The sequence below is a fragment of the Streptomyces sp. NPDC052225 genome, from assembly GCF_040679615.1.
GTDB lineage: Bacteria > Actinomycetota > Actinomycetes > Streptomycetales > Streptomycetaceae > Streptomyces.
In genome coordinates this window covers 141,525-162,644 of record NZ_JBFAVD010000004.1, presented here as the reverse complement: position 1 = coordinate 162,644, position 21,120 = coordinate 141,525, and the positions used below count along the sequence as shown (strand labels likewise).

11 protein-coding genes are annotated in these 21,120 nt (G+C 73.2%); 5 read left to right on the top strand and 6 right to left on the bottom strand.

Annotation, left to right across the window (positions count from 1 at the left end):
• Positions 1-168: 168 nt before the first annotated feature.
• From AB0L37_RS08430 to AB0L37_RS08410, 5 genes are all read left to right on the top strand, one after another.
• Positions 169-3,234: an FHA domain-containing protein gene (locus tag AB0L37_RS08430; RefSeq protein ID WP_365501715.1), complete on the top strand. Its 3,066-nt coding sequence runs from the start codon at positions 169-171 to the stop codon at positions 3,232-3,234.
• A 300-nt stretch (positions 3,235-3,534) separates the two neighbouring features.
• Positions 3,535-4,905, top strand: coding sequence for an extracellular solute-binding protein (locus AB0L37_RS08425; protein ID WP_365501713.1), 1,371 nt, complete (start codon positions 3,535-3,537; stop codon positions 4,903-4,905).
• Positions 4,906-4,951: 46 nt separating this feature from the next.
• Positions 4,952-6,280: a sugar ABC transporter permease gene (locus tag AB0L37_RS08420; protein WP_365502103.1), complete on the top strand. Its 1,329-nt coding sequence runs from the start codon at positions 4,952-4,954 to the stop codon at positions 6,278-6,280.
• Positions 6,277-7,158, top strand: coding sequence for a carbohydrate ABC transporter permease (locus tag AB0L37_RS08415; protein WP_365501711.1), 882 nt, complete (start codon positions 6,277-6,279; stop codon positions 7,156-7,158). The genes AB0L37_RS08420 and AB0L37_RS08415 overlap by 4 nt, the downstream gene beginning before the upstream one ends.
• A gap of 147 nt (positions 7,159-7,305) precedes the next feature.
• On the top strand, positions 7,306-9,531 hold the full coding sequence (locus tag AB0L37_RS08410) for a bifunctional glycosyltransferase family 2 protein/CDP-glycerol:glycerophosphate glycerophosphotransferase (protein ID WP_365501709.1): 2,226 nt from the start codon (positions 7,306-7,308) through the stop codon (positions 9,529-9,531).
• Between the two features lie 61 nt (positions 9,532-9,592).
• On the opposite strand, the gene AB0L37_RS08405 is transcribed toward AB0L37_RS08410, so the two are convergent.
• The 6 genes from AB0L37_RS08405 to AB0L37_RS08380 all read right to left on the bottom strand — a co-directional run bounded on the left by AB0L37_RS08405 (position 9,593) and on the right by AB0L37_RS08380 (position 21,052).
• On the bottom strand, positions 9,593-10,732 hold the full coding sequence (locus tag AB0L37_RS08405) for a glycosyltransferase (RefSeq protein ID WP_365501707.1): 1,140 nt from the start codon (positions 10,730-10,732) through the stop codon (positions 9,593-9,595).
• Positions 10,729-13,356, bottom strand: a complete 2,628-nt coding sequence (locus AB0L37_RS08400) for a CDP-glycerol glycerophosphotransferase family protein (RefSeq protein WP_365501705.1) — start codon at positions 13,354-13,356, stop codon at positions 10,729-10,731. Before AB0L37_RS08400 ends, AB0L37_RS08405 begins: the two co-directional genes overlap by 4 nt.
• On the bottom strand, positions 13,353-16,862 hold the full coding sequence (locus AB0L37_RS08395; protein WP_365501703.1) for a CDP-glycerol glycerophosphotransferase family protein: 3,510 nt from the start codon (positions 16,860-16,862) through the stop codon (positions 13,353-13,355). Before AB0L37_RS08395 ends, AB0L37_RS08400 begins: the two co-directional genes overlap by 4 nt.
• Before the next feature lie 186 nt (positions 16,863-17,048).
• Positions 17,049-17,849, bottom strand: coding sequence for a TylF/MycF/NovP-related O-methyltransferase (locus tag AB0L37_RS08390; RefSeq protein ID WP_365501701.1), 801 nt, complete (start codon positions 17,847-17,849; stop codon positions 17,049-17,051).
• 60 nt (positions 17,850-17,909) lie between these two features.
• Positions 17,910-19,043 carry an acyltransferase gene (locus AB0L37_RS08385; RefSeq protein WP_365501699.1) on the bottom strand — a complete coding sequence of 378 codons (1,134 nt, stop codon included), beginning with the start codon at positions 19,041-19,043 and terminating at the stop codon, positions 17,910-17,912.
• Positions 19,040-21,052: a hypothetical protein gene (locus AB0L37_RS08380; RefSeq protein ID WP_365501697.1), complete on the bottom strand. Its 2,013-nt coding sequence runs from the start codon at positions 21,050-21,052 to the stop codon at positions 19,040-19,042. Before AB0L37_RS08380 ends, AB0L37_RS08385 begins: the two co-directional genes overlap by 4 nt.
• Positions 21,053-21,120 lie beyond the last annotated feature (68 nt).

Sequence of the window (21,120 nt, the reverse complement as noted above, 5' to 3'; positions counted from 1 at the left end):
CCGACCAATCAAGATCACTTACGAGTGGGTGGTGGGCGTGTTGTCAGTGGCAGGTGCGAGGATGCCTCCAGCACTGGCTGACGTGCCCGTAGTGGTGGGGGAATCTGCGGTGGGGGACCGCGGGCTGTCCCGTCCCGGGTGCCCGCGCAGAAGGGACCGCAGACGGCGATGCAGATCCGGCTTACCGTCGTAGACCCCCTGGGCATGCGCCCCGACGCGACCGCGTACGGCGCGGACGTCCTGGTCACCGCCCCCGCCGGCACCGCGCTCGCGGCCGTCGCCTCCGGTCTCGCCGCGACCGTCGCGGGCGGCGACGCCCCTTCTTCCGTTCTGTACGCGGGTGGCGAGCGGCTCGACGCGCAGCGCTGTCTGCTCGGGGAGCCACCGCTGACCGACGGCGCGGTGCTCTCGCTGGGCGCCCCGACCGATCCCGGCCCCGAGCCGGACGGCGCGGCGGCGCAGCTCCATGTGGTGGCCGGGCCCGACGCGGGCGGGGTGCACCTGCTGCACGGCGGGCAGATCCGCATCGGCCGCTCCGCCGAGGCGGACGTGCCGCTGGACGACCCGGACGTGTCGCGGCTGCACTGCGCGGTGACGCTGGCCGCCGACGGCCGGGTCACGGTCGTCGACCTGGGCTCGACGAACGGTACGACGGTGGACGGCCGCCCCCTCGGCGCCCGCCCCGTGCGCCTCTCCCCCGGCGCACTGCTGCGCCTCGGCGAATCGGCGCTGCGCGTCGCGGGCGCGGGCGACGCGACCCGCACGGCGCCCCTGGGCACGGCGCCGGACGGCGAGGGACACGTGCGGGTGGAGTTCGGCGGCCCCAGGACCGCACCGGAGGGCGAGGCCGACGCGACCGGGCCCACAGACGACGAGACGCGGCATGCCTACGGGGAGGCGTCCTGGGGCGCCGCGGGAGAGCACCCCGCGGAGCCCGTGGTCCCCGAACCGGTCGTGCCGGAGCAGGGCACGGCGCCCGCCGCGGAGAGCACGCGCGTGGGCACACCACCGCGCGGCACCGCGCTGCCGCGCGCCCCTCGTAAGCGCGGCGGCCTCGGCCGGCTGCTGCGCCGCGGCGGCCGCGAGGAGCAGGACCAGCACCACGAGATCCACGAGCCGTACGCCCTGCGCACCCCGTCCACGCCCACCTCTTCGCAGTCGTACGAGGAGGAGCCCGCCCCGGGCCCCCAGGCCGCCGCCGAGACCTGGCCGGACGCCGCCGCGCTGCTGCTCACCGCGCTCGGCCCCGGACCCCGGCTGTGGGAGCGCGGCCCCGGGCACCCCGAGTCGCTGGCCCTGCGGCTCGGCACGGTCGACCGGCCCACGCCGGACGGGGCGGGGCTGCTGCCCGCGGTCCCCGTCACGGTGGGCCTCGCCGAGGCCGGGGCGCTCGGCCTCGCGGGCCCGCGGGCGCGTCTGACCGGCCTGGCCCGCTGCGTCGTCGCCCAGCTCGCGGGGCTGCACGCGCCGGACCGCCTGGAGCTCGTCCTGATCAGCACGGACCGGGACCGCACCGTGCAGCAGCGGGTCGCCGAGTGGTCGTGGCTCGGCTGGCTGCCCCATGTGCGTCCGGCGCACGGCCAGGACTGCCGCCTCCTGCTCGCCTACGACCGCGAGCAGGCGGCCGCGCGCACCGGCGAACTCCTTCGCCGCCTCGACGACCACGTCGCCGGGCACCGCCCCGGGGAGGCGGAGACCGCGACGGTCGTCGTCGTCGACGGCGACCCCGGTTCCGCCGCGCTGCGCGAGGCCACCGTGCGGCTCGCCGCCGAGGGCGCCGCGGCCGGCATCCATGTGGTGTGCCTGGCGGAGACCCCGGCCACCTCCCCCGCGTCGCCGGTCGAGCGGACCTTCGAGGAGGCGTGCGCGCAGTCGCCCGCGTTCCGCGCGTGCGGCGCCGTGGCCCTGCTCAGCGGGGACGTGGCGACGGCCCTGCGGCTGCACCGTGCCGCGCGCGGGCAGCTCGTCGGGCACGGCACGGTCGCCACGGTGGACGCGGTGTCGCTCGCCTGGGCCGAGCGGTTCGCGCGGGCGCTCGCCCCGCTGCGCACGGACACGGCGGCCGGTCCCGGCGGCAGGCCGGGCGCGCGCGTGACGGCGCCGCTGCCTCAATCCGCCCGCCTGCTGGACGAGTTGGGGCTCGCGCGGGCCACCCCCGCGTCCCTGATGGCGCGTTGGGCCGCGGCCGCCGACGATCCGGAGTCGCTCGGCGGGCGGGTGTGGGCCGTGCTCGGCGCCGGACCGCGCGGCCCCGTCGGCATCGACCTGGCCGCCGAAGGGCCGCACCTGCTGATCGAGGGGCCCGCGGGCAGTGGCCGTACGGAACTGCTGCGCGCGGTCGCCGCGTCCCTGGCCGCCGCCGAGCGGCCCGACCGGCTCGGGCTCGTCCTCGTCGACGGGCAGGGCGGTGCGGGCGGCGGCAGCGAGCGCGCCGACGGGCTGCGCGTCTGCACGGATCTGCCGCATGTCACCACGCATCTCGCGGCCAACGACCCGGTGCGGATGCGGGAGTTCGCGCAGTCGCTGAGTACGGAACTGAAGCGGCGGGCCGAGCTCATAGGGCGTACGCACTTCACGGAGTGGCACACCCAGCGGGCCGTGTCGGGGCGGATGGTCGCCCAGCGGACGGTGCCCACGGCGGGCGGTGGCGGGGCGGCCGACCTGGACGCGCCGCCGAGTTCGACGATGCGGCTGCGGCCGGGGGCGGCCCGGGAGAAGACCGAGACCGCGCCGCCGCTGCCGCGTCTGGTGGTCGTCGTGGACGATCTGGACGCGCTGCTCTCGCCGCCGCTCGGCTCGCCGGGGCGGCCCGCCGCGGGGTCCGTGGTGCGGGCCCTCGAGGCCGTGGCGCGGGACGGGGAGCGGCTCGGGGTGCATCTCGTCGCGGCGTTCGCCTCCGGCGGGGCGCCGGGGTGGACGGGGCGGCCGTATGTGGTGCTCGACGCGGTGGGCTCCGCCGGGGCGGAGGAGGTCGCGCCCGGGCGGGGGCGGGTGTTCGGGGGCGATGGGCGTGAAGTGGGGTTGCAGGCGGGGCGGGTGACCGGGAGGATTCCCCGGACCGCTACGCAGCGGCCCACTGTCGTGGCGCTGGACTGGGCCCGGATGGGGGATCCGCCGGACCGGCGGCCCGTACGGGAACTGGGGAACGGGCCTACGGACTTGGCGTTGCTGGCGAGTGCGCTGGAGCGGGCTGCTCGGTCGGTGTCGGCGCGCGAGGTGCCGTCGCTGCTCTAGCCGGGCCGGGCGGGGCTGTGCGTGCCGGGCGGGGCTGTGGTGCGGGCCCTGTCGGGGCGCTCGCCCCGCGCTGGGGGGCCGCCTTGCCCACCCTGCCGCCCTTGGCGGCAGATTGCCCAAGGCGGGGCGGCGGCCAGATCGCCCTAGGTGGAGGGGCCGCCCATCACGACCCCGTCACGATCACCGTCTTGACATGACCGGCACTCTTGCCGGGTCTCCCTGGCCGGGCGTAGACCAGAGCGCACGGGACACAAGCGCTCAGTACGTACGTTCAGCGTTCAGGACGAGAACGGGGCAGTGATGCGCAGCACTCTTCGGACACGCACCTTCCGCAAGGCCGTCATAGCCGTCACCGCAGGGTCGTTGGCCCTCGCGCTGACCTCCTGCGGGGACGACGACGACGGCAAGAAGCCGAGTGGCGGAGGCGAGAAGAGCTCCGGCTCCTCGCTCCAACTGCCCAAGCTGAACGGCGAGTCGGTGGAGATCGCCGCCGTGTGGACCGGTGAGGAGCAGAAGAACTTCAAGCAGGTCCTCTCGGAGTTCGAGAAGCGGACGGGCGCCAAGGTCACGTTCGTACCGGCACAGGACCCGATCATCAACTTCCTGGGGTCGAAGGTGGCCGGCGGCGCCCCGCCGGACGTCGCGATGCTGCCGCAGCCCGGCGCCATCAAGCAGGCCGTCGACAAGAAGTGGGCCAAGCCGCTCGGCAAGGAGGCCAAGGACCAGCTCGCGAAGAACTACAGCAAGGGCTGGCAGGACCTCGGGACGGTCGACGGGACGCAGTACGCGGCGTACTACAAGGCGGCCAACAAGTCCCTGGTCTGGTACAACGCGAAGGTCTTCGAGAACGCGGCGGCCAAGGAGCCCAAGACCTGGGACGAGTTCCTGAAGACGGCGCAGGCGATCTCCGACTCCGGTGTGACGCCGGTGTCCGTGGGCGGCGCCGACGGCTGGCCGCTGACCGACTGGTTCGAGAACATCTACCTCTCGCAGGCGGGCCCCGAGAAGTACGACCAGCTGGCGAAGCACGAGATCAAGTGGACCGACCCGTCCGTGAAGGACGCGCTGACCACGCTCGCGCAGCTGTGGGGCAAGAGCGAGTTCATGGCGGGCGGCAACAAGGGTGCGGTGGGCACCGAGTTCACCAAGTCGGTGGAGCAGACGTTCACCGGCGGCGACCAGCCCAAGGGCGCCATGGTCTACGAGGGCGACTTCGCGCAGGTCAACATCCAGCAGACCAAGGCGAAGATCGGCACGGACGCGAAGGTGTTCCCGTTCCCCGCGGTCGGGTCCGGGGAGCCCCCGGTGGTCAGCGGCGGTGACGCGGCGGTCATCCTGAAGGACTCCAAGGCGTCGCAGGCGCTGGTGACCTGGCTGGCCTCGCCGGAGGCGGCGACGATCCAGGCCAAGCTCGGCGGTTACGTCTCGCCGAACAAGAACGTGGACCTGTCGGCGTACCCGAACGACGTGCAGCGCACGATCGCCAAGGCCGTCATCGACGCGGGCGACGACTTCCGCTTCGACATGTCGGACCAGACCCCGCAGGCGTTCGGCGGGACGCCCGGCAAGGGCGAGTGGAAGGCGTTGCAGGACTTCCTGATGAACCCGAAGGACATCGCGGGCACCCAGCGCACACTGGAGGCCGACGCGGCCAAGGCGTACAAGGACTGACGCGGCGATGACCACGGCCGCCGGCCCTCCGGGCCGCGTCAAGAGCGTGACCGGAACCCGTAAGTCCATCGCGCTGCTGTTCCTGCTGCCGGCGCTCGTGCTGCTCGGCGCGCTCGTCGTGTACCCGATCGGGTACTCGGTGGTGCGCAGCTTCTTCAACGCGTCGGGCAGTTCGTTCATCGGGTTCGACAACTACGAGACGCTGTTCACGCGCGAGGACACCAAAGCAGCGATCAACAACAACATCTTCTGGGTGGTGCTCGCCCCGACGGTCGCCACGGCGCTCGGCCTGATCTTCGCCGTGCTCACCGAACGCATCCGCTGGGGCACGGCGTTCAAGCTGGTCGTCTTCATGCCGATGGCGATCTCCATGCTGGCGGCCGGCATCATCTTCCGCCTCGTGTACGACCAGGACCCGGAGAAGGGCGCGGCGAACGCGGTCGTCACCTCGGTGCACGACACGTTCGTCTCGTCGTCCGCGTTCCCGAAGGCGCATCCGCGGCCGGACGCGGGCATCGCCGGAAAGGCGGGCGGCCCGTTCCTGACCAAGGATCCGGTCCGGGCCGGAACACCCGTCCTGCTGCCGCTCGTCGGCGTCGCGCCGGACCAGATGCCGGACGGCGCGAAAGCCCCGAAGGCGGCGCCGACCACAGCGGGGAAGGTCACCGGCACGACCTGGCAGGACTTCACGCTCGGCAAGGGGGCGGGGAAGAAGAACCAGGTCGACGCGAGCGAGGTCGGCTATCCCGGGATGCGGATCGAGGCCGTGAAGGACGGCAAGGTCGTCGCGTCCACGACGGCCGCGAGCGACGGTACGTTCACGCTGCCCGCCGCCGCCGACGGGGCTCGGCTCCGCCTGCCCGAGGCCAACTTCGCGGAGCCGTACAACGGCGTCGACTGGCTCGGCGACAAGAAGTTCTTCACCATCCACCTGGGCGGCTTCGACCTCTACCTCAACATCGTGACGACCGCGATCATGGTCGCGTACGTGTGGATGTGGGCCGGGTTCGCGATGGTCCTGATCGGCGCGGGCCTCGCCTCCATCCCGCGGGAACTCCTGGAGGCGGCCCGGGTCGACGGCGCCTCCGAGTGGCAGGTGTTCCGACGGGTCACGGTGCCGCTGCTCGCGCCCGTGCTCGCCGTCGTCCTCGTGACGCTGATGATCAACGTGCTGAAGATCTTCGACCTGATCTTCATCATCGCGCCGGGCTCCTCGCAGGACGACGCGAACGTGCTCGCCCTCCAGCTGTACCGCTCCGCGTTCAGCGAGAGCAACGAGGGTCTCGCCAGCGCCATCGCGGTGCTTCTGCTGCTCCTCGTGATCCCGGTGATGTGGTTCAACATGCGGCGACTGCGGCGGGAGGTACGGCGATGACCACCGTGGACGAGAGCGTGAAGGGCGAGCGGTCGCTCGCGCGGCGGATCGGCGACGCGGTCAGCGGCGGCCTGCTCCAGTTCGTGCTGCTCGTGGTCGGCGCGGTGTGGCTGCTGCCCACCATCGGACTGCTCCTGTCCTCCCTGCGCTCCCCGGAGGACATGGCGGAGACCGGCTGGTGGAAGGTGCTCAGCGAGCCGTCCCAGCTCACCTTCAAGAGCTACAGCAGCCTCCTGGAGAACTCCGACATCACCCAGTCCCTCGTCAACACCGCCCTGATCACGGTGCCCGCGACCCTGCTCGTCATCGTGATCGGCTCGCTGACCGGGTACGCGTTCGCGTGGATGGAGTTCCCGGGGCGCGACTGGTGGTTCCTGATCGTGGTGGGCCTGCTCGTGGTGCCGGTGCAGTTGGCACTCGTACCGATCGCGAAGCTCTTCGGCGACATCGGCATCTTCGGCTCGCTGTTCGGCGTGATCCTCTTCCATGTCGGCTTCGGGCTGCCGTTCGCGGTGTTCCTGCTGCGGAACTTCTTCGCGGAGATCCCCCGGGAGCTCCTGGAGGCGGCCCGGCTCGACGGCGCCGGTGAACTGCGCCTGTTCGTCCGGGTCGTGATGCCGCTCGGCGCACCCGCGATCGCCTCGCTGGGCATCTTCCAGTTCCTGTGGGTGTGGAACGACATGCTGGTCGCGCTGATCTTCGCGGACACCGGCAACCAGCCGATCACGGTCGCCCTCCAGACGCAGGTACGCCAGTTCGGCAACAACGTCGACGTGCTCGGCCCCGGCGCGTTCATCTCGATGGTGATCCCGCTGGCCGTGTTCTTCGCGTTCCAGCGACAGTTCGTGTCCGGCGTGATGGCGGGCGCCGTGAAGTAGCCCGTACGCACGTGCTGTTGAGGGGCGGGTCCGCCACGTGGGCCTGCCCCTTTCGCACGTCCCCCGTATGCCGCATTCGGCGTAACCGATCTCATCCGTCGGCCGTTCCCGGGCAGTATGCCCGCGCCGACCCATGGATGTGCCACCTTGCCCCGGTTCAGTGTCATCGTCCCCGTGTACAAGGTGCAGGCGTATCTGCACGAGTGCCTCGCCTCGGTCCTTGAACAGTCCTTCGGGGACGTCGAGGTGATCGCGGTGGACGACTGCTCACCGGACGCCTGCGGGCAGATCATCGACGAGTTCGCGGCGCGCGACGCCCGGGTGCGCGCCGTCCACCTCGACGAGAACGTGGGACTCGGCCGCGCCCGCAACGCGGGCCTGCGCCACGCCACCGGCGACTACGTCCTCTTCCTCGACAGCGACGACACGCTCACGCCGGGCGCGCTCCAGGCGATCGCGGACCGCGTCAAGGAGACGGGCTCCCCCGACATCCTGGTCTACGACTACGCGCGCACCTTCTGGGACGGCCGCGAGGTCCGCAACCAGTACGCGTACCTGCTCACCGAGGAAGGCCCGGCGTCCTTCCAACTCGCCGACCGTCCCGGCCTGTTGAAGCTGCTCATGGTGGTCTGGAACAAGGCGTACAGCCGCGAGTTCATCGAGCGCGAGGGCTTCACCTTCCCGCCCGGCTACTACGAGGACACGCCCTGGACCTACCCGGCCCTGATGGCCGCCGAGTCCCTCGCGACGCTCGACCGGGTCTGCGTGCACTACCGGCAGCGGCGCCAGGGCAACATCCTGGGCACCACGTCCCGCAAGCACTTCGACATCTTCGAGCAGTACGAGCGGGTCTTCGAGTTCCTCGACCAGCACCCTGACCTGGACGCGGAGTGGCGGCCGCTGATGTTCGCCCGCATGGTCGACCACCTGTCCACGATCTTCACCAAGCGGGGCCGGCTGCCGCGCCGCAGCCGCGCCGAGTTCCTGCGCAGGTCCCGCGCCCACTACGCCCGTTACCGCACCCCGGGCGCCCGCCTGCCGCGCCGCAGCCGGCTGCGCCACGCCCTGGTCCGCCTCGGCACGCACCGCACCTACCGTGCGCTGTGGACGGCGCTGCGCGTCACGCGGCGCGCGGGCCGGTACGCGACGCGGGCCCGCCGCACCCTCAAGGCGGCCGCCCTCCAGCTCCATTACCGCGTCCAGCTGCGGCTGCCCGTACGGGAGAACGAGGCGGTGTTCGCCGCGTACTGGGGGCGCGGGCACGGCTGCAACCCGGGCGCCCTCGAAGAGGCGTTCCGCGAGCACGCCCCGCACGTGCGGACGTCCTGGATCGCGGAGCCCGCGCACCACCACACGATCCCGACGGCGACCCGCCGCCTCACCCCCGGCACCGCCGCGTACTGGACGGCCCTCGCCCGCTCCAAGTACCTCGTCAACAACGTCAACTTCGACCGGCGCCTGGTCAAGCGCCCCACGCAGATCCTCATCCAGACACAGCACGGCACACCGCTGAAGAAGATGGGCCTCGACCTCCAGGACCACCCGGCGGCGGCCCGCGGCACGGACTTCGCGGCGCTGCTGCGCAACGTCGACAAGTGGGACTACGTCCTGTCCTCCAACCGCCACTCCACCCTCGTGTGGGAGCGCGTCTTCCCCTCCTCGTACACCACGCTGGAGTACGGCTACCCGCGCAACGACCGCCTCCTGAAGGCGAGTTCGCGGGAGATCGCGCACATCCGCGAGACGCTCGGCATCCCCGAGGGCTCGACCGCGATCCTGTACGCGCCGACGCACCGGGACTACCGCGTCACCCAGCGCCTCACGCTCGACCTGGAGCGGATGCTGCGCACGCTCGGCCCGCGCTTCGTGATCCTGACCCGCGCCCACCACGCGTACGACGCCCCGCTGGCGCGCGCGGCGGGCGGCCGCCTCATCGACGTGTCGGACCACCCGCGCGTCGAGTCGCTCTGCCTGGCGGCGGACGCGCTGGTCACGGACTACTCGTCGCTCATGTTCGACTACGCGTGCCTGGACCGTCCGATCGTCGTCCACGCCGACGACTGGGACGCGTACGAGGCCGCCCGCGGCACCTACTTCGACCTGCGGTCCTTCCCGCCCGGCGCCGTCGCGCGCTCCGAGGACGAGCTGATCGACATCTTCGCCACGGGCCACTGGCGCGGCTCACGCTCCGCGCAGCTGCGGGCCGCGTTCCGCGAGCGCTTCTGCTCCTACGACGACGGGCGCGCCGGCGAACGCGTCGTACGCCACGTCGTCCTCGGCGAGCAGGTGCCCGCACCGGCCGCGGGCGGCACGGCACTCCCCCACCAGACGATCTCCGCACCGCAGGGCGCGCCCCACCCCGCCGGGGGCTGACCGGCCGCCCCACCACCCGGTCCCCCTCCGGCGTCACCGAAGGGGGACCGCCGGTTCCCGCTCACCGCTCCAGCAGGGCGAACAGGTCCTCCCACATCTCCAGCACCCGCTCCTGCGAGAACCGCTGGACGTTCACGCGGGCCCGCTCCCCCATCGCGTCGCGCATGCGCGGGTTGCCGGTGAGGCGCAGGAGGCGGTCGGCGAGGGCGTCGAGGTCGCCGAGCGGGGCGAGCAGGCCGTCCTCGCCGTCGCGGACGATCTCCCGGACGCCGGGGGCGCAGTCGAACGCGGCGCACGGGACGGCGCTGGCCATCGCCTCCATGAGGGCGAGCGGGAAGCCCTCGCCGCGGGAGGACTGGACGAACACGGAGGACGCGGCCAGGGCGCCGGGCACGTCGTCCGTGCGGCCGAGCCACTTCACCGACGTGTCGAGCCCCAACTCCGTGCACTGCTTGCGGAGTTGGGGCTCGTCGGCGCCCGCCCCGTACACGTGCAGCTGCCAGTCGGCGCGCTGCGGCGCGACCTTCGCCCAGGTGTCGAGGAGCATGTCGACGCCCTTCTGGTCGGCGAGGCGGCCGATGGAGGCGACGACCTTGTCGGTGCGGGGCGAGGGGATCGCGGGCAGGTGGGCGAGGGCGTTGGGCATGAAGCCCACGTTGTTCAGGCCCTCGGCGGTCCAGATGTCGGCGTCCTCCTGGGTGAGCGCCAGCCAGCGGTCCACGTGCGGGTAGTGCCGCTTGACCCAGTGGTAGCGGTGGCAGGCGCGGGAGTACGCGAACGACTCGTGGCTCATGCCGATGACCGTGAGGTGCGAGGTGTCGATCTCGCGCAGCCACTCCATCGGCCACACCTGCGTGACGACGACCACGGAGCCGGCCGGCGCCGGGCCCAGGATGGCGTCGAGCCGGGCCACGGCCTGCTTCCTCGCGGCGATCCTGCGGGACTCGCGGAGCCGGGCGGGCACGCTGAACCGGCGGGCGCCGCGCAGCGGGCGCGGGGTCGGCGGGTGTGCCTTGTAGAGGCTGGTGACGGGGTAGTCGGGGGCCTCGGGCACCGCCATCTTCAGGTCGGACTCGTGGACGCCGATGACATGCACCCGATGCCCGGCCGAACGGAACAGGCGGGCCATCTGGTGGGTCCAGGCGGTGACGCCGCCGAGTTCGTCGGTGGTGTTGGCGACGAGGAACAGATCCCTGGTCACGTGGCTGCCTTTCGGGTGAAGAGGGCGTCGACGACGGCGCGGGCCGCGCCTCCGTCGTCGTACGTCCCGAACTCGGCGGCGAACGCCCGCCGCGCCTCCTGCCAGTCCGCGTCCGTCTCCTTGATCCCGGCGAGGGCGCGGTGCAGCTCGTCCTGGGTCTCGACGACCGGGCCTCCGGCGCGGGCGCGCAGGTCGAAGTAGCTGCCGCGTTCGGCCGCGTACGTGTCGAGGTCGGGGGCGAAGTGGACGATCGGCCGGTCGAGGAGCGCGTAGTCGAACATGATCGACGAGTAGTCGGTGATCAAGACGTCGGCCAGGCAGAGGAGTTCGCTGACGTCGTGGTGCGCGGACACGTCGACGACGGTGCCGGGCGGGGTGTCCGGGAGGGTCGCGACCTCCATGTAGTGGGCGCGCACGAGCAGCACGTGCGTGTCACCGAAACGCTCGGCGAACTCGGCGACGTCCAGCAGGAGTTGGGCTTTCTTGTTCTTCGGCGTGCCGCGGAACGTGGGCGCGTACAGGACGATCGTCCGGTGGTCCGGGATGCCGAGTCGCGTCGCGAGGCCGGGGCGCGGGAAGCGGCCCTCGCGCTCGTCGCGCTCGCGGGCGGCCACGAGACGGTCGTTGCGCGGGTAGCCGACGCGCATCAGCCGCTCCTCGGGGATGCGGTAGGCGCGGGCGAGGGTGTGCACGTCGTGCTCGGAGCGGACCAGGAAGCGGTCGAACCGGCTCACGGCGCGCATGAGTTGCTCGCGCTGCGGTGCGTTCTGCGTCTTGTGCCGGATCTCGTCGTAGCCCATACGCTTGTACGCGGAGCCGTGCCAGGTCTGGAGGTACGTGGTGTGCTTCGGCTTGTCGAGGGCGTGCGGGAAGCCCTGGTTGTCGACCCACCACTCGGCGCGGGCCAGCGCCCACAGATACCGCCACGACCAGCGGCGCACCAGCGTGGCGTCCTTCGGGAACCCGGCCGGATCCTTCGCGTACGACCACACCACGCGCGCCCCGCGCCTGCGCGCGACCAGTTCCTCGTGGATGGCGCGGGGGCTGTCGCCGTAGCACGTGCCCATGTGGCTCTCGAAGACGACGGTGCCGCGGCTGACGGGCAGCCGGCACAGGATCCGGCGGTAGACCCGGGTCTTGAAACGCTGGGTGTGCAGGGCCTCGTAGGCCGTGCGGAGCTTCTTCCACAGCCGCTTGGCCTTGCGGGCGGGGCGGAAGTTCGTGGCGTACCGGGCCAGCGCGTTGGCCTTGCGGGCCGGGCGGCGGCGTGGCAGCAGGCAGAGCGCGAGGTGGTGCTTCGCGGTGACGTACGGCTGCCAGGTGTCGGCCGTGAGGCGGCTCAGGCGGGGGCGGGCCGGGAGCGCGGTGCCCTGGGCGGGGACGGTGTCCTTCTCCGCGAACAGGTCGAGCGGCGGCAGCGGCTCGCCGTCGACGGTGAGCAGCAGCCGGGGGTCCCAGACCCGGTCGCCGATGCCGCGCGGGCGCACCGCCCGGGTGAGCGGCACGTCGGCGCGCCAGGTGATCGTGCGGCCGGTGAGCCGGACGTCGTCGACGGGCACGGTCACCGTCCGCGCGCTCGCGCCGCGCACCTTGAGGGCGAGGTCTGCGGTGAGGACGGCGGCGCGCTCGCCGTCGATCAGCCCGGCGGGCGCCATGAGGGTGCCCTCGATGACGAGGCGGCCCTTCTCGCGGGCGCACCGGGTGACGCGGTTGAGGTGGCCGGGGTGCTCCAGGGCGTACGCGGCGGTGTGCACGCCGTCGGCGTCACCGTCGGCGAGCCGGGCGACGGCGGTGCGCTCGGCCGGGTCCAGCGCGCTCAGCGCGTCGTCGGGGACGAGCCCGTCGAGCAACTCGGCGCATTCTGCGGCCCGTTGGGCACGCTGATCGCGGGAGAGGCCGAGGAAGGCGCGGGCGCACGGCAGCACGTGGTCGGTGAGGAACGCGACGGCGCGGCCGGTGCGCAGCCCGGGGTCGGTCAGCAGGGCGAGGGCGCGGCGCTGGGTCTCGACGGCGGCGGGCAGGTCGCGCAGCGGGTCGGGGGCGGCGCGGCGCGTGGTGATCAGGTTGGGGACGAGGGTGATGCGGCGCGCGGCGAGGGCGAGGCCCACGGGGGCAGGACCGGCGGCGCCCGCCCTCACCCCGTCCGCCCAGGCCCTGCGCACGCAGTACCCGGCGCTCAGCGCCTCCCGCGTCACCAGCTCCGGCGCCTCGGCGGCGTCGGTCAGCGTCCGCGTCCTCCCGTACAGGCCGCTGTGCCACTCGGGGGCCTTCTCCTTCGCGCCGGTGCCGGTCAGCCGCGTCCAGCGGCCCGCGACGAGGTCGGCGTCGGTGCGCCGGGCGGCCGCGAAGAGGTTGCGGCAGGCGTTGCGCTCCAGGAGTTCACCGGGCGCGAGCGGCAGGACGTAGGTGCCGCGGGGCGCTCCGACGCGGACCCGGTGCGGGTGGTCGGCGGCGAGGGCGGCGCCGGTCGCGCCGGTGCCTTCGCCGGTGAGCGCGGCCTCCGTACCGGCGAGGGTCTGGTCGAGGACGGAGGCGACGGTGGCGCGCAGCCGTTGCGGATCGGTGCCCGCGGGGCAGTCCACGACCACGCTGACGTCGAAGAGTTCGGCGACGGCGCTGCTCATCGACGGCCTCCGTCCTCGGCCTGGCCGAGCATGGCGTCGGCGACCTGCGCGGCGGCCGTGCCGTCGTCGAGGTCGCAGAACGCCTCGCGGAACCGCTCGTACGCGTCGCGGTGCCCGGCGACGGCGGCGTCCGGGTCGAGCAGCGCCGCGATCACCTCGTCGCTGGTGCGCAGCAGCGGTCCTGGGGCCTTGGCGGTGAAGTCGAAGTAGAAGCCGCGCAGGGTGTCGCGGTAGTGGTCGAGGTCGTAGGTGTGGAAGAGCATCGGCCGGCCCGTCTGGGCGAAGTCGAACATCATCGAGGAGTAGTCGGTCACCAACACGTCGGCGATCAGCAGGAGTTCGGCCGCGTCCGGGTAGCGGGAGACGTCGCGTACGAAGTCGGAGCCGGGGACGGCGCCGCCGACCAGGTAGTGGCGGCGGACGAGCAGGACGTGGTCGTCGCCGAGCGCGGCGCGCGCCGCGGCGAGGTCGAGGTGGAGGTCGAGTCCGTAGCGCCCGGACTTGCGGGGCTGGTTCTCGCGCCAGGTCGGGGCGTAGAGGATGACCCGGCGGTCCTCGGGGATCGCGAGCCGCTCGCGCACGGACGCGGCGAGCTTGTCGCGGTCGGCGGCGTGCAGCACGTCGTTGCGCGGGTAGCCGGAGGCGAGGACGTCGCCCTCGTAGCCGAAGGCGCCGCGCAGGACCGGTGTGGAGAAGCTGTTCGGGGAGACGAGCAGCGACCACTGGTCGGCGCGCGAGGGCAGCGTCGCGATGTACTTGCGGTCGGCGGACGCGCTGCCCGCGAGGTCGCGGCCGATGCGCTTGAGCGGGGTGCCGTGCCAGGTCTGGACGACGTACTGGCCCTCGGCGCGCTCGAACCACTCGGGCAGGTGCGTGTTGGTGACGATGTAGCGGCAGCGGGCCAGCGCCTCGTGCCACTCGGCGCTCCACAGGGCGACGGTGGCGACGCCCGGCGGCACGTCCACCTGCTGGTCGCGCACCACCCACAGGTGCTCCAACTCGGTGTTCCTGGCGAGGAGTTCCTCGTGGACGGCGCGCGGCGAGTCGGAGTACTGGCGGCCGTCGAAGCTGACGTAGAGGACGGCGTCGCGGCGCGGCAGGGTCCGCTGCTCGCTGTAGCGCTCGCGCAGTGCGGCCTGGGCGCTGCGGCCCTGGTCCCGCTCGGGCAGCGAGGAGCCCGAGGTGATCAGGAGCTGGTCGTGGTGGCGGCGCTGCACCGTGACGTTCCGCCCGCGCAGGGTGCGCGGGAGCGGCAGGTCGGCGTGGCGCGCGGGGGCGACGAGGAGCGGCACGCGGCGCTCGGGGTCGCTCTCGCCGGGCTCGCGCAGGAACAGGTACCAGTTGCCCTCGGCCAGCGGCAGGGTGCCCGCCGGGCCCGCGACGGCGTGCGGCCGCACCAGCGCCTCGAAGCGGCCGTCGGCGAGCGTCACCGGCAGCACGGCCTCCTCGTCGTGGCCGCTGTGCACGAGCACCAGCTCGCGGCGCCCTGCACCCGGGTAGCTGCCCGCGAGCAGCAGGTGCCCGGCGTCGTCGCCGTCGACGCAGACCCGGCACGCGCTGTCCGCCGCGCACTCCTCCCAGCGCAGGGTGTCGACGACGGGGCGCACCGTCTGGTCGCGCAGTTCGGTGTTGCCGGTCGGGTTGGCGAGCACCATCAGCTCGCGGCCGCCGCCCAGGGCGTGCCGGCCGGGCGCGATGTCGGGCCGCACCGGCAGCGGGCTCCACGTGCCGCCGTCGCGGACGAGACCGACGCCCCACGGGTCGGCGGCGTCCTCGACGCCGCCGAACAGACCGAGGGGCACGCGCGCGGCGAAGGCACGGCCGTCGACGATGACCGGGAGGTCGTGGGCCTCTTTGGTACGCCAGTTCTCGACGCGCAGCGCGATCAGGCCGCCGGGCGCTCCGGGCGCCAACTCGCCCTCGATCAGCAGGTGTTCACCGTCGCGCGCGTGGTCGACGAGGCGGGCCTTGAGGCGCTCCACGCGCAGCCGCAGCCGCCCTTCGCTCAGGGCGGGCACGAGGCGCAGGAAGTCGTCGAGGTGGCGGACCGGCACCGGGCAGGGGCCGCTCATCCGTACCGGCCCGGTGCGCGGCAGCAGGCCTCCGGCGTACGCGCCGAGTTCCAGGTTCCAGGTGGTGCTGGCCCGTGCGGTCACCAGCTTCGCCGGGTCGACGACGGCCTCGAAACCGGCCCGGTCGTAGCTGTGCAGCCCCTGCCGCGAGGCGAGCGTGGCCTCGCGCGAGCGTACGGTGCGCAGCCGCACGGGCACCGCGCGCCGCTTGCCCGCGCGCAGCCAGGCGATCCGGGCACGGGCGGCGATGCGGCCCGCGGGCAGGTTGCGGACGTAGGCGTAGCCCTTGAGCCGGAGCCTGCCGTCCTCGCCCCAGGCGGCCTGGGTGATCCGGGCGTCAAGGGGCAGCTCGGCCTTGCCGAGTCCGGCGACGCCGCGCGGCAGCCGCCGGTCGAGCACCGGGAAGTCGGCGCGGCGCCCGCGCAGGCCGCGGCGGGTGCGGAAGGCGCCCGGGTTGGCCTTCTCGTACGCCATGAACGCCAGGAGTTCGGACATCCGGCGCTCGCGGATCAGCCGCCAGCGCACGCGCAGGCCGAGCGGCAGCTCGGCGAGGACGGCCGGGTCCACCGTGTCCGCGAAGGAGTTGGCGTGGTCGAGGAACGCCTCGTGGTAGGCGCTGTCCCCGTCGGGCAGCGCCTCCATGAACATCCACAGGTCGCCGGAGACGACGGACGCGTCGTAGCGCCGCTTGCCCTCGCGCCACTGTGCGCGCTCGCCGAGGAACCGGCTGACGTGGGAGACGGAGGCGGTGCGGTCGCGCACGGCGCGCGGGATGGCGCGCCGGTTCGAGATGGATCCGTCGCGGTCGCGCCACAGGTACACGGTGTCGGACAGGACGTCGACGGAGCGGGCCAGGAAGTGGGCGGGCAGCACGACAGGGATGTCCTCGAACAGCACGCCTTCGGGGAACGCGAAGGAGTGCTCCTCCCAGAAGGCGCGCCGGAACACCTTGTTGCAGGCGATGCGGTCGGCCAGCAGGTCCCAGTCGCGGGTGACGTGCGTGGCGGTGCGGGTGGTGGCCATCACCTTGCGGAACATGGGCGACTGCTCGGTGGCGCCGCCCGCGCGCAGCCGGAAGACGTTGCCGGTGACGAAGTCGGAGCCGGACGCCTCGACGGTGTCCAGCATCAGCTCGTAGGCGTTCTCGGGGATCACGTCGTCGCTGTCCACGAAGGCGAGATGGGTGCCGGTGGCGTGCCGGGCGCCGGCGTTGCGGGCCGCGCCGAGACCGGCGTTGGCCTGCTCGACGAGGCGGAACCGGGCGTCCCCCGCGGCGAATTGGCGCGCGATGCTCCCGCTGCCGTCGGTGGAACCGTCGTCGACCATCACGACCTCGAGGTCCGGCATGGTCTGCGCCGCCAGCGATTCCAGACAGGTGCCGAGGTAGTTCTCGACGTTGTAGATGGGGACGACGACGGTGAGGCGGGGTGTCATGCGCTGCGCACATTCCTTCCGGCGAACGGCGAGGGACCGGCGGTGGACCTTCGAGGGACCTACTCGTTAACAACCCGTGCCACCGCCCCCGGTCACCCGTCCTGCGCCATACGGGTGACCGCGGACCGGCCCCCGCGCCACGGGGCGCGGGGGCCGGGATTCGGATCCGTGCAGTTCAGGAACAGTTCACGGCTTGACCGCGATGCGCCCCTCGTCCATCCGGAGCAGCAGCAGCCGCTCGCCGGTCTCCTCCAGGAACTCGTCGACGGCCTGCCGGGAACCCTGCCAGTAGCCGTAGTCGTCGATGAGCAGGACGCCGCCGGGCACCAACCGGTCGTAGAGGTGGTCGAGTTCGTGCTTGGTGGAGGCGTACCAGTCGGTGTCGAGCCGCAGGATCGCGATCTTCTCCGGGGCCTCGCCGGGCACCGTCTCCTCGACCTTGCCCTGCACGTAGTGGACGCGCTCGGCGGGGTAAGGCACGTTCTGGAAGCCGGACTTGACGTCGTCGAGGGTCGCGTACGCCCAGACCGCCTTGTCCTTGCCGTTGCGCGCGAGGATGGTGGCGGCCGGGGTGCCGTCGCGCCGCAGGTCCTCCTCGGTGGGCTCGGTCATCCCGTCGTACGTGTCGAAGAGGTACAGGTCACGGTCGGCGACACCGCAGCTCAGCAGCGTCCTGGCGCAGGCCTGCATCGAACCGCCGCGCCACACACCGCACTCGACGATGTCGCCGGGGATGCCGTGCTTGACGACGTGCCGGGTCGCGAGGATGAACGCGTTGAGCCGCTCCGGCGACGTCATCGTCCACGGCTTGACCGTACGGATCGTCTCCTTGGCCTCGTCGTCGTAGTCGACGGGGAGCTTGAGCTCCTTCGGCTGCGGCGCGGGCTTCGAGGCGGTGGCGGCGCGCGGGACGGGCACCCGCGGGCGGGTCAGCTGGTATCCGGTGAGCGTCCGGAGTGCGCCGTTGACGGCTTTCTTCCATGCCATGGGGCGGGACACTACGCGCAATTCACCCTTCTTGTCACGCTCAGTCAACTGTCCGTCACTTTAAGTGGATTGGCGGCGCGTCCACGCTCTCCGGGCGGGTTCCTCGACGTACCGGTACGCGGCCCAGGACAGGGCGACGGTGACGGTCGCGACGCCGAGCAGGGTGAACACGGAGACGTTCGTCGGGGCGGGCCGCCCCCAGTGGTCGAGGATCAGCCGGTTCACGGTCTGGTGCAGCAGATAGAAGGCGTACGACCACGCGCCGAGCCGCACCATCAGCGGCGTGCACAGCCAGCCGCGCCATCCGTCGCGCTCGCGCTGCACATAGGCGACGATCACGAGTACGGAGAAGAGCGCGACCAACGGCCGTACGGACCAGGAGAGTTGACCGGCCACCGGGTCCGGGAGCCACGCGCCGCGGTGCACGTACACGACCGTGTACGCGGCGAAGACGGCGGCCAGGACGCCCGGCCGCAGCGGAATGCGCAGGCCCCGGCCGACGGCCAGCGCGAGGGCGAGGCCGAGCGCGAACTCGGGGAGCCGGGTCACCGGGAGCCGCATCAGCCACTCGCACCGCGACGGCGAAAGGTGCGCGGCCGCCCACCAGTTGACGCCCCACATGCCGGTCAGGCCCGCGCCCGCGACGACGAACAGCGTGCGCGTGCGCAGCCGGTAGGCGCCCCGGATGACGAGCGGGAACAGCAGATAGAAGAACGCCTCGACGCTCAAGGTCCACGACACCCCGTTGCCCGGGAACATCGGGACGGCGTCCGGGAGCCAGGTCTGGAGCAGGACCAGCGAGGCGAGGAAGCTCGGCAGGTCCCACGGCACGCCTCCCCACACGTGGAACACCCAGATGCACGGCACGGTCGCGGCCAGATGCAGCGGCAGGATGCGGGCGGCCCGCCGCCGGTAGAAGACGCGGGCCCGCGTCCCCGTGCGGTGCCCCCAGGCCAGCAGGAACCCGGAGAGCACGAAGAAGAACCCGACGCCGTTGACACCCATCGTCGAGTACGGGAACAGAACGGGGCTGTGCGCGACGCCGCCGGAAGGACTGGCCCCGGTGAAGTGGTGCGTGAAGACGGCGAACGCGGCGAGGAACCGCAGACCGGTCAGCGAGTCGAGCCGGTCACTGCGGGGCACGCGGGCGCGCTGCCGCAGGGGTGGCTGGTGCGGGAGAACGGCGGTGCTCATCGCCGGGCCTCCGCGAGGGTGACGGGGGCGGAGCGGAGGGGGGCCAGGGGGATGGGGTGGGCGGTGCCGGGGGGCGCGGGGCGTGTGCCGAGTTGCGGTGCATTGGCGGGTGCGGGTTGCGTCGTGGCTGGTCGCGCCCCACGGCGGAGCCGCTGATCGATGCGGCCCCGCGCCCCTGGAAGGCATGCGCTGCGCGCAGCCTTCCCCCGATGAGATGCGGCCCGAAGGGCCTGCATCTCAGGGGCGCGGGGAACTGCGCGGCCGGCCCCCACCGGAGCCACAGCCGGACCCGCAACCGAAGAACCCGGCACCAACCGGGAACCGCACCCGCCCAGGTACCCCCTCTCCGCGTGCTTCAGATGCCGCATCCGGTCGATACGGGGCTTCGCCCACGCACGGACCGCGGCGATCCGCTCCGCCCCGCCGGGCACCGCGGACGCCAGCACGAAGTCGCCCCCGTTCTCCTCCCGGTACAACGGGACGTACCCCGCCGCTGCCAGCCGCGCCGGCGTCAGCCCCGTACGGCCGACCCACGCGGCATGCGCGTGCAGCAGCGCGGGACGGACCTCGTCCAGGACGTAACCCCGCACCCCCGCCCGGTCCCCGGAGGCGTACGCGGACGCGATCCGGCGGTCGGTCAGACCCGCCAGGTCGACGACCCGCAGCCGGCTGGTGAGCAGCGTGCCGCCCAGGTCAGGCAGGACCACGGTCGCCCCGGGGCGCAGGGCGAGCCGGTCGGCGTACGCGGTGAACGTGCGGCCGTAGCGTTCGGCGACCCAGCACATGGAGAGGGTCGGCTCGGCCCTGAACTGCTCGTCGCGCACGCCCTGTCCGGCGAGGGAGAGGGTGAGCGCCCCGCCGAGCGCGCAGCCGAGCAGCACCCGGCCCCGCACCCGCGCGGAGCGCCACGCCGCGGTGACGGTGAGCGCGGCGACGGCCGAGCCGAGCACCCACACCGGCGTCGCGAACCGGTACAGCGGCATCCAGTCCGGCGCGAGCGCCCCGTACGCGAACAGGCTCAGCGCGAGCGGCACGCACAGCACGCCGGCCGCCCGCCGCACGGGGCCGGGGCGGGCCAGGACGAGCCCGGCGCATCCGGCGCAGACCAGGACGAGCGCCCACCCCGCGTACCCGATCAGCTCGCCGACCTTCGCGAACTCGGCGGTGTCCGGCGCCTGTTGGGCCTTGGCGACGGCCGTGTTGGGCACCCAGAGGCCGAACGTGGCGTGCCGCCACAGCAGGAAGCCCCCGTATCCGGCGGCGAAGACCGCGCAGTGCACGAGGACGTCGCGGACGGCGGCCCGGCGCCGCAGCAGCAGCGCGACGGCCGGGTACGCGGCGGCGAGCACGGCGCCGTCCGGCCGGGTCAGCGCGGCGAGCAGGGCGAGCCCGGCGGCGGCACACGCGGGACCGGTCCCGGCACCGCGCCGGACGAGCAGCAGCGCGAGGGCGGCGGCGGCAAGCCCGTACAGGGAGTTCTCCAGACCGGAGAAGCACCACACGACGTACGCGTACGAGGCGGCGAGCAGCCCGCCCGTGCCGAGCACGACGAGCCAGGCCCGCTCCGGCAGCGCCACGCGTGCGATGCCGCCGACGCACGCCAGGGTCCCGGCGACGCAGACGAGGGCGAGGGCCTTCGGGAAGAGCGCGAGGTCGGCGACCCCGAACCAGGCCCCGTGGTCGAACAGGCCGAGCGCCCGCCCCACGAGCAGCAGCGCGAGCCAGGCCGGGTTGGAGTACCCCTCGACGGGCCCGGCCCCGGCCTGCTGCACCGGCCCGAGCCCGTCACCGACGCTGCGTACGTACGCGAAGGTTACGGCGGCGTCGTCGACGATCCACTGCCCGAGCCCTGCGGCCCGCCAGCCGACGAGCGCGGTCCCGGCGGCGACGGCCGCGGCGGTCGCCCAGGGCCGGGCGGCGGCGCGCGAGCCCGGCGGTGCCCCGGGCCTGCGGGCCGCGGGGAGGAGGGAACGGGACGGGTGGTCCTGGGGCCGGTTCAAGATCTTCATCCAGGGTCCAACACCCGACCGGCGCCTCGGTCACCTGAGCTGGTCCACCCGGGTGACCGGGCCCTGCC

Bases quoted from the DNA above. Each gene is read 5' to 3' on its own strand.
- AB0L37_RS08430 (WP_365501715.1), top strand. From the start codon at position 169: ATGCAGATCCGGCTTACCGTCGTAGACCCCCTGGGCATGCGCCCCGAC.
- AB0L37_RS08425 (WP_365501713.1), top strand. From the start codon at position 3,535: ATGCGCAGCACTCTTCGGACACGCACCTTCCGCAAGGCCGTCATAGCC.
- AB0L37_RS08415 (WP_365501711.1), top strand. From the start codon at position 6,277: ATGACCACCGTGGACGAGAGCGTGAAGGGCGAGCGGTCGCTCGCGCGG.
- AB0L37_RS08400 (WP_365501705.1), bottom strand. From the start codon at position 13,356: ATGAGCAGCGCCGTCGCCGAACTCTTCGACGTCAGCGTGGTCGTGGAC.
- AB0L37_RS08395 (WP_365501703.1), bottom strand. From the start codon at position 16,862: ATGACACCCCGCCTCACCGTCGTCGTCCCCATCTACAACGTCGAGAAC.
- AB0L37_RS08390 (WP_365501701.1), bottom strand. From the start codon at position 17,849: ATGGCATGGAAGAAAGCCGTCAACGGCGCACTCCGGACGCTCACCGGA.
- AB0L37_RS08385 (WP_365501699.1), bottom strand. From the start codon at position 19,043: ATGAGCACCGCCGTTCTCCCGCACCAGCCACCCCTGCGGCAGCGCGCC.
- AB0L37_RS08380 (WP_365501697.1), bottom strand. From the start codon at position 21,052: ATGAAGATCTTGAACCGGCCCCAGGACCACCCGTCCCGTTCCCTCCTC.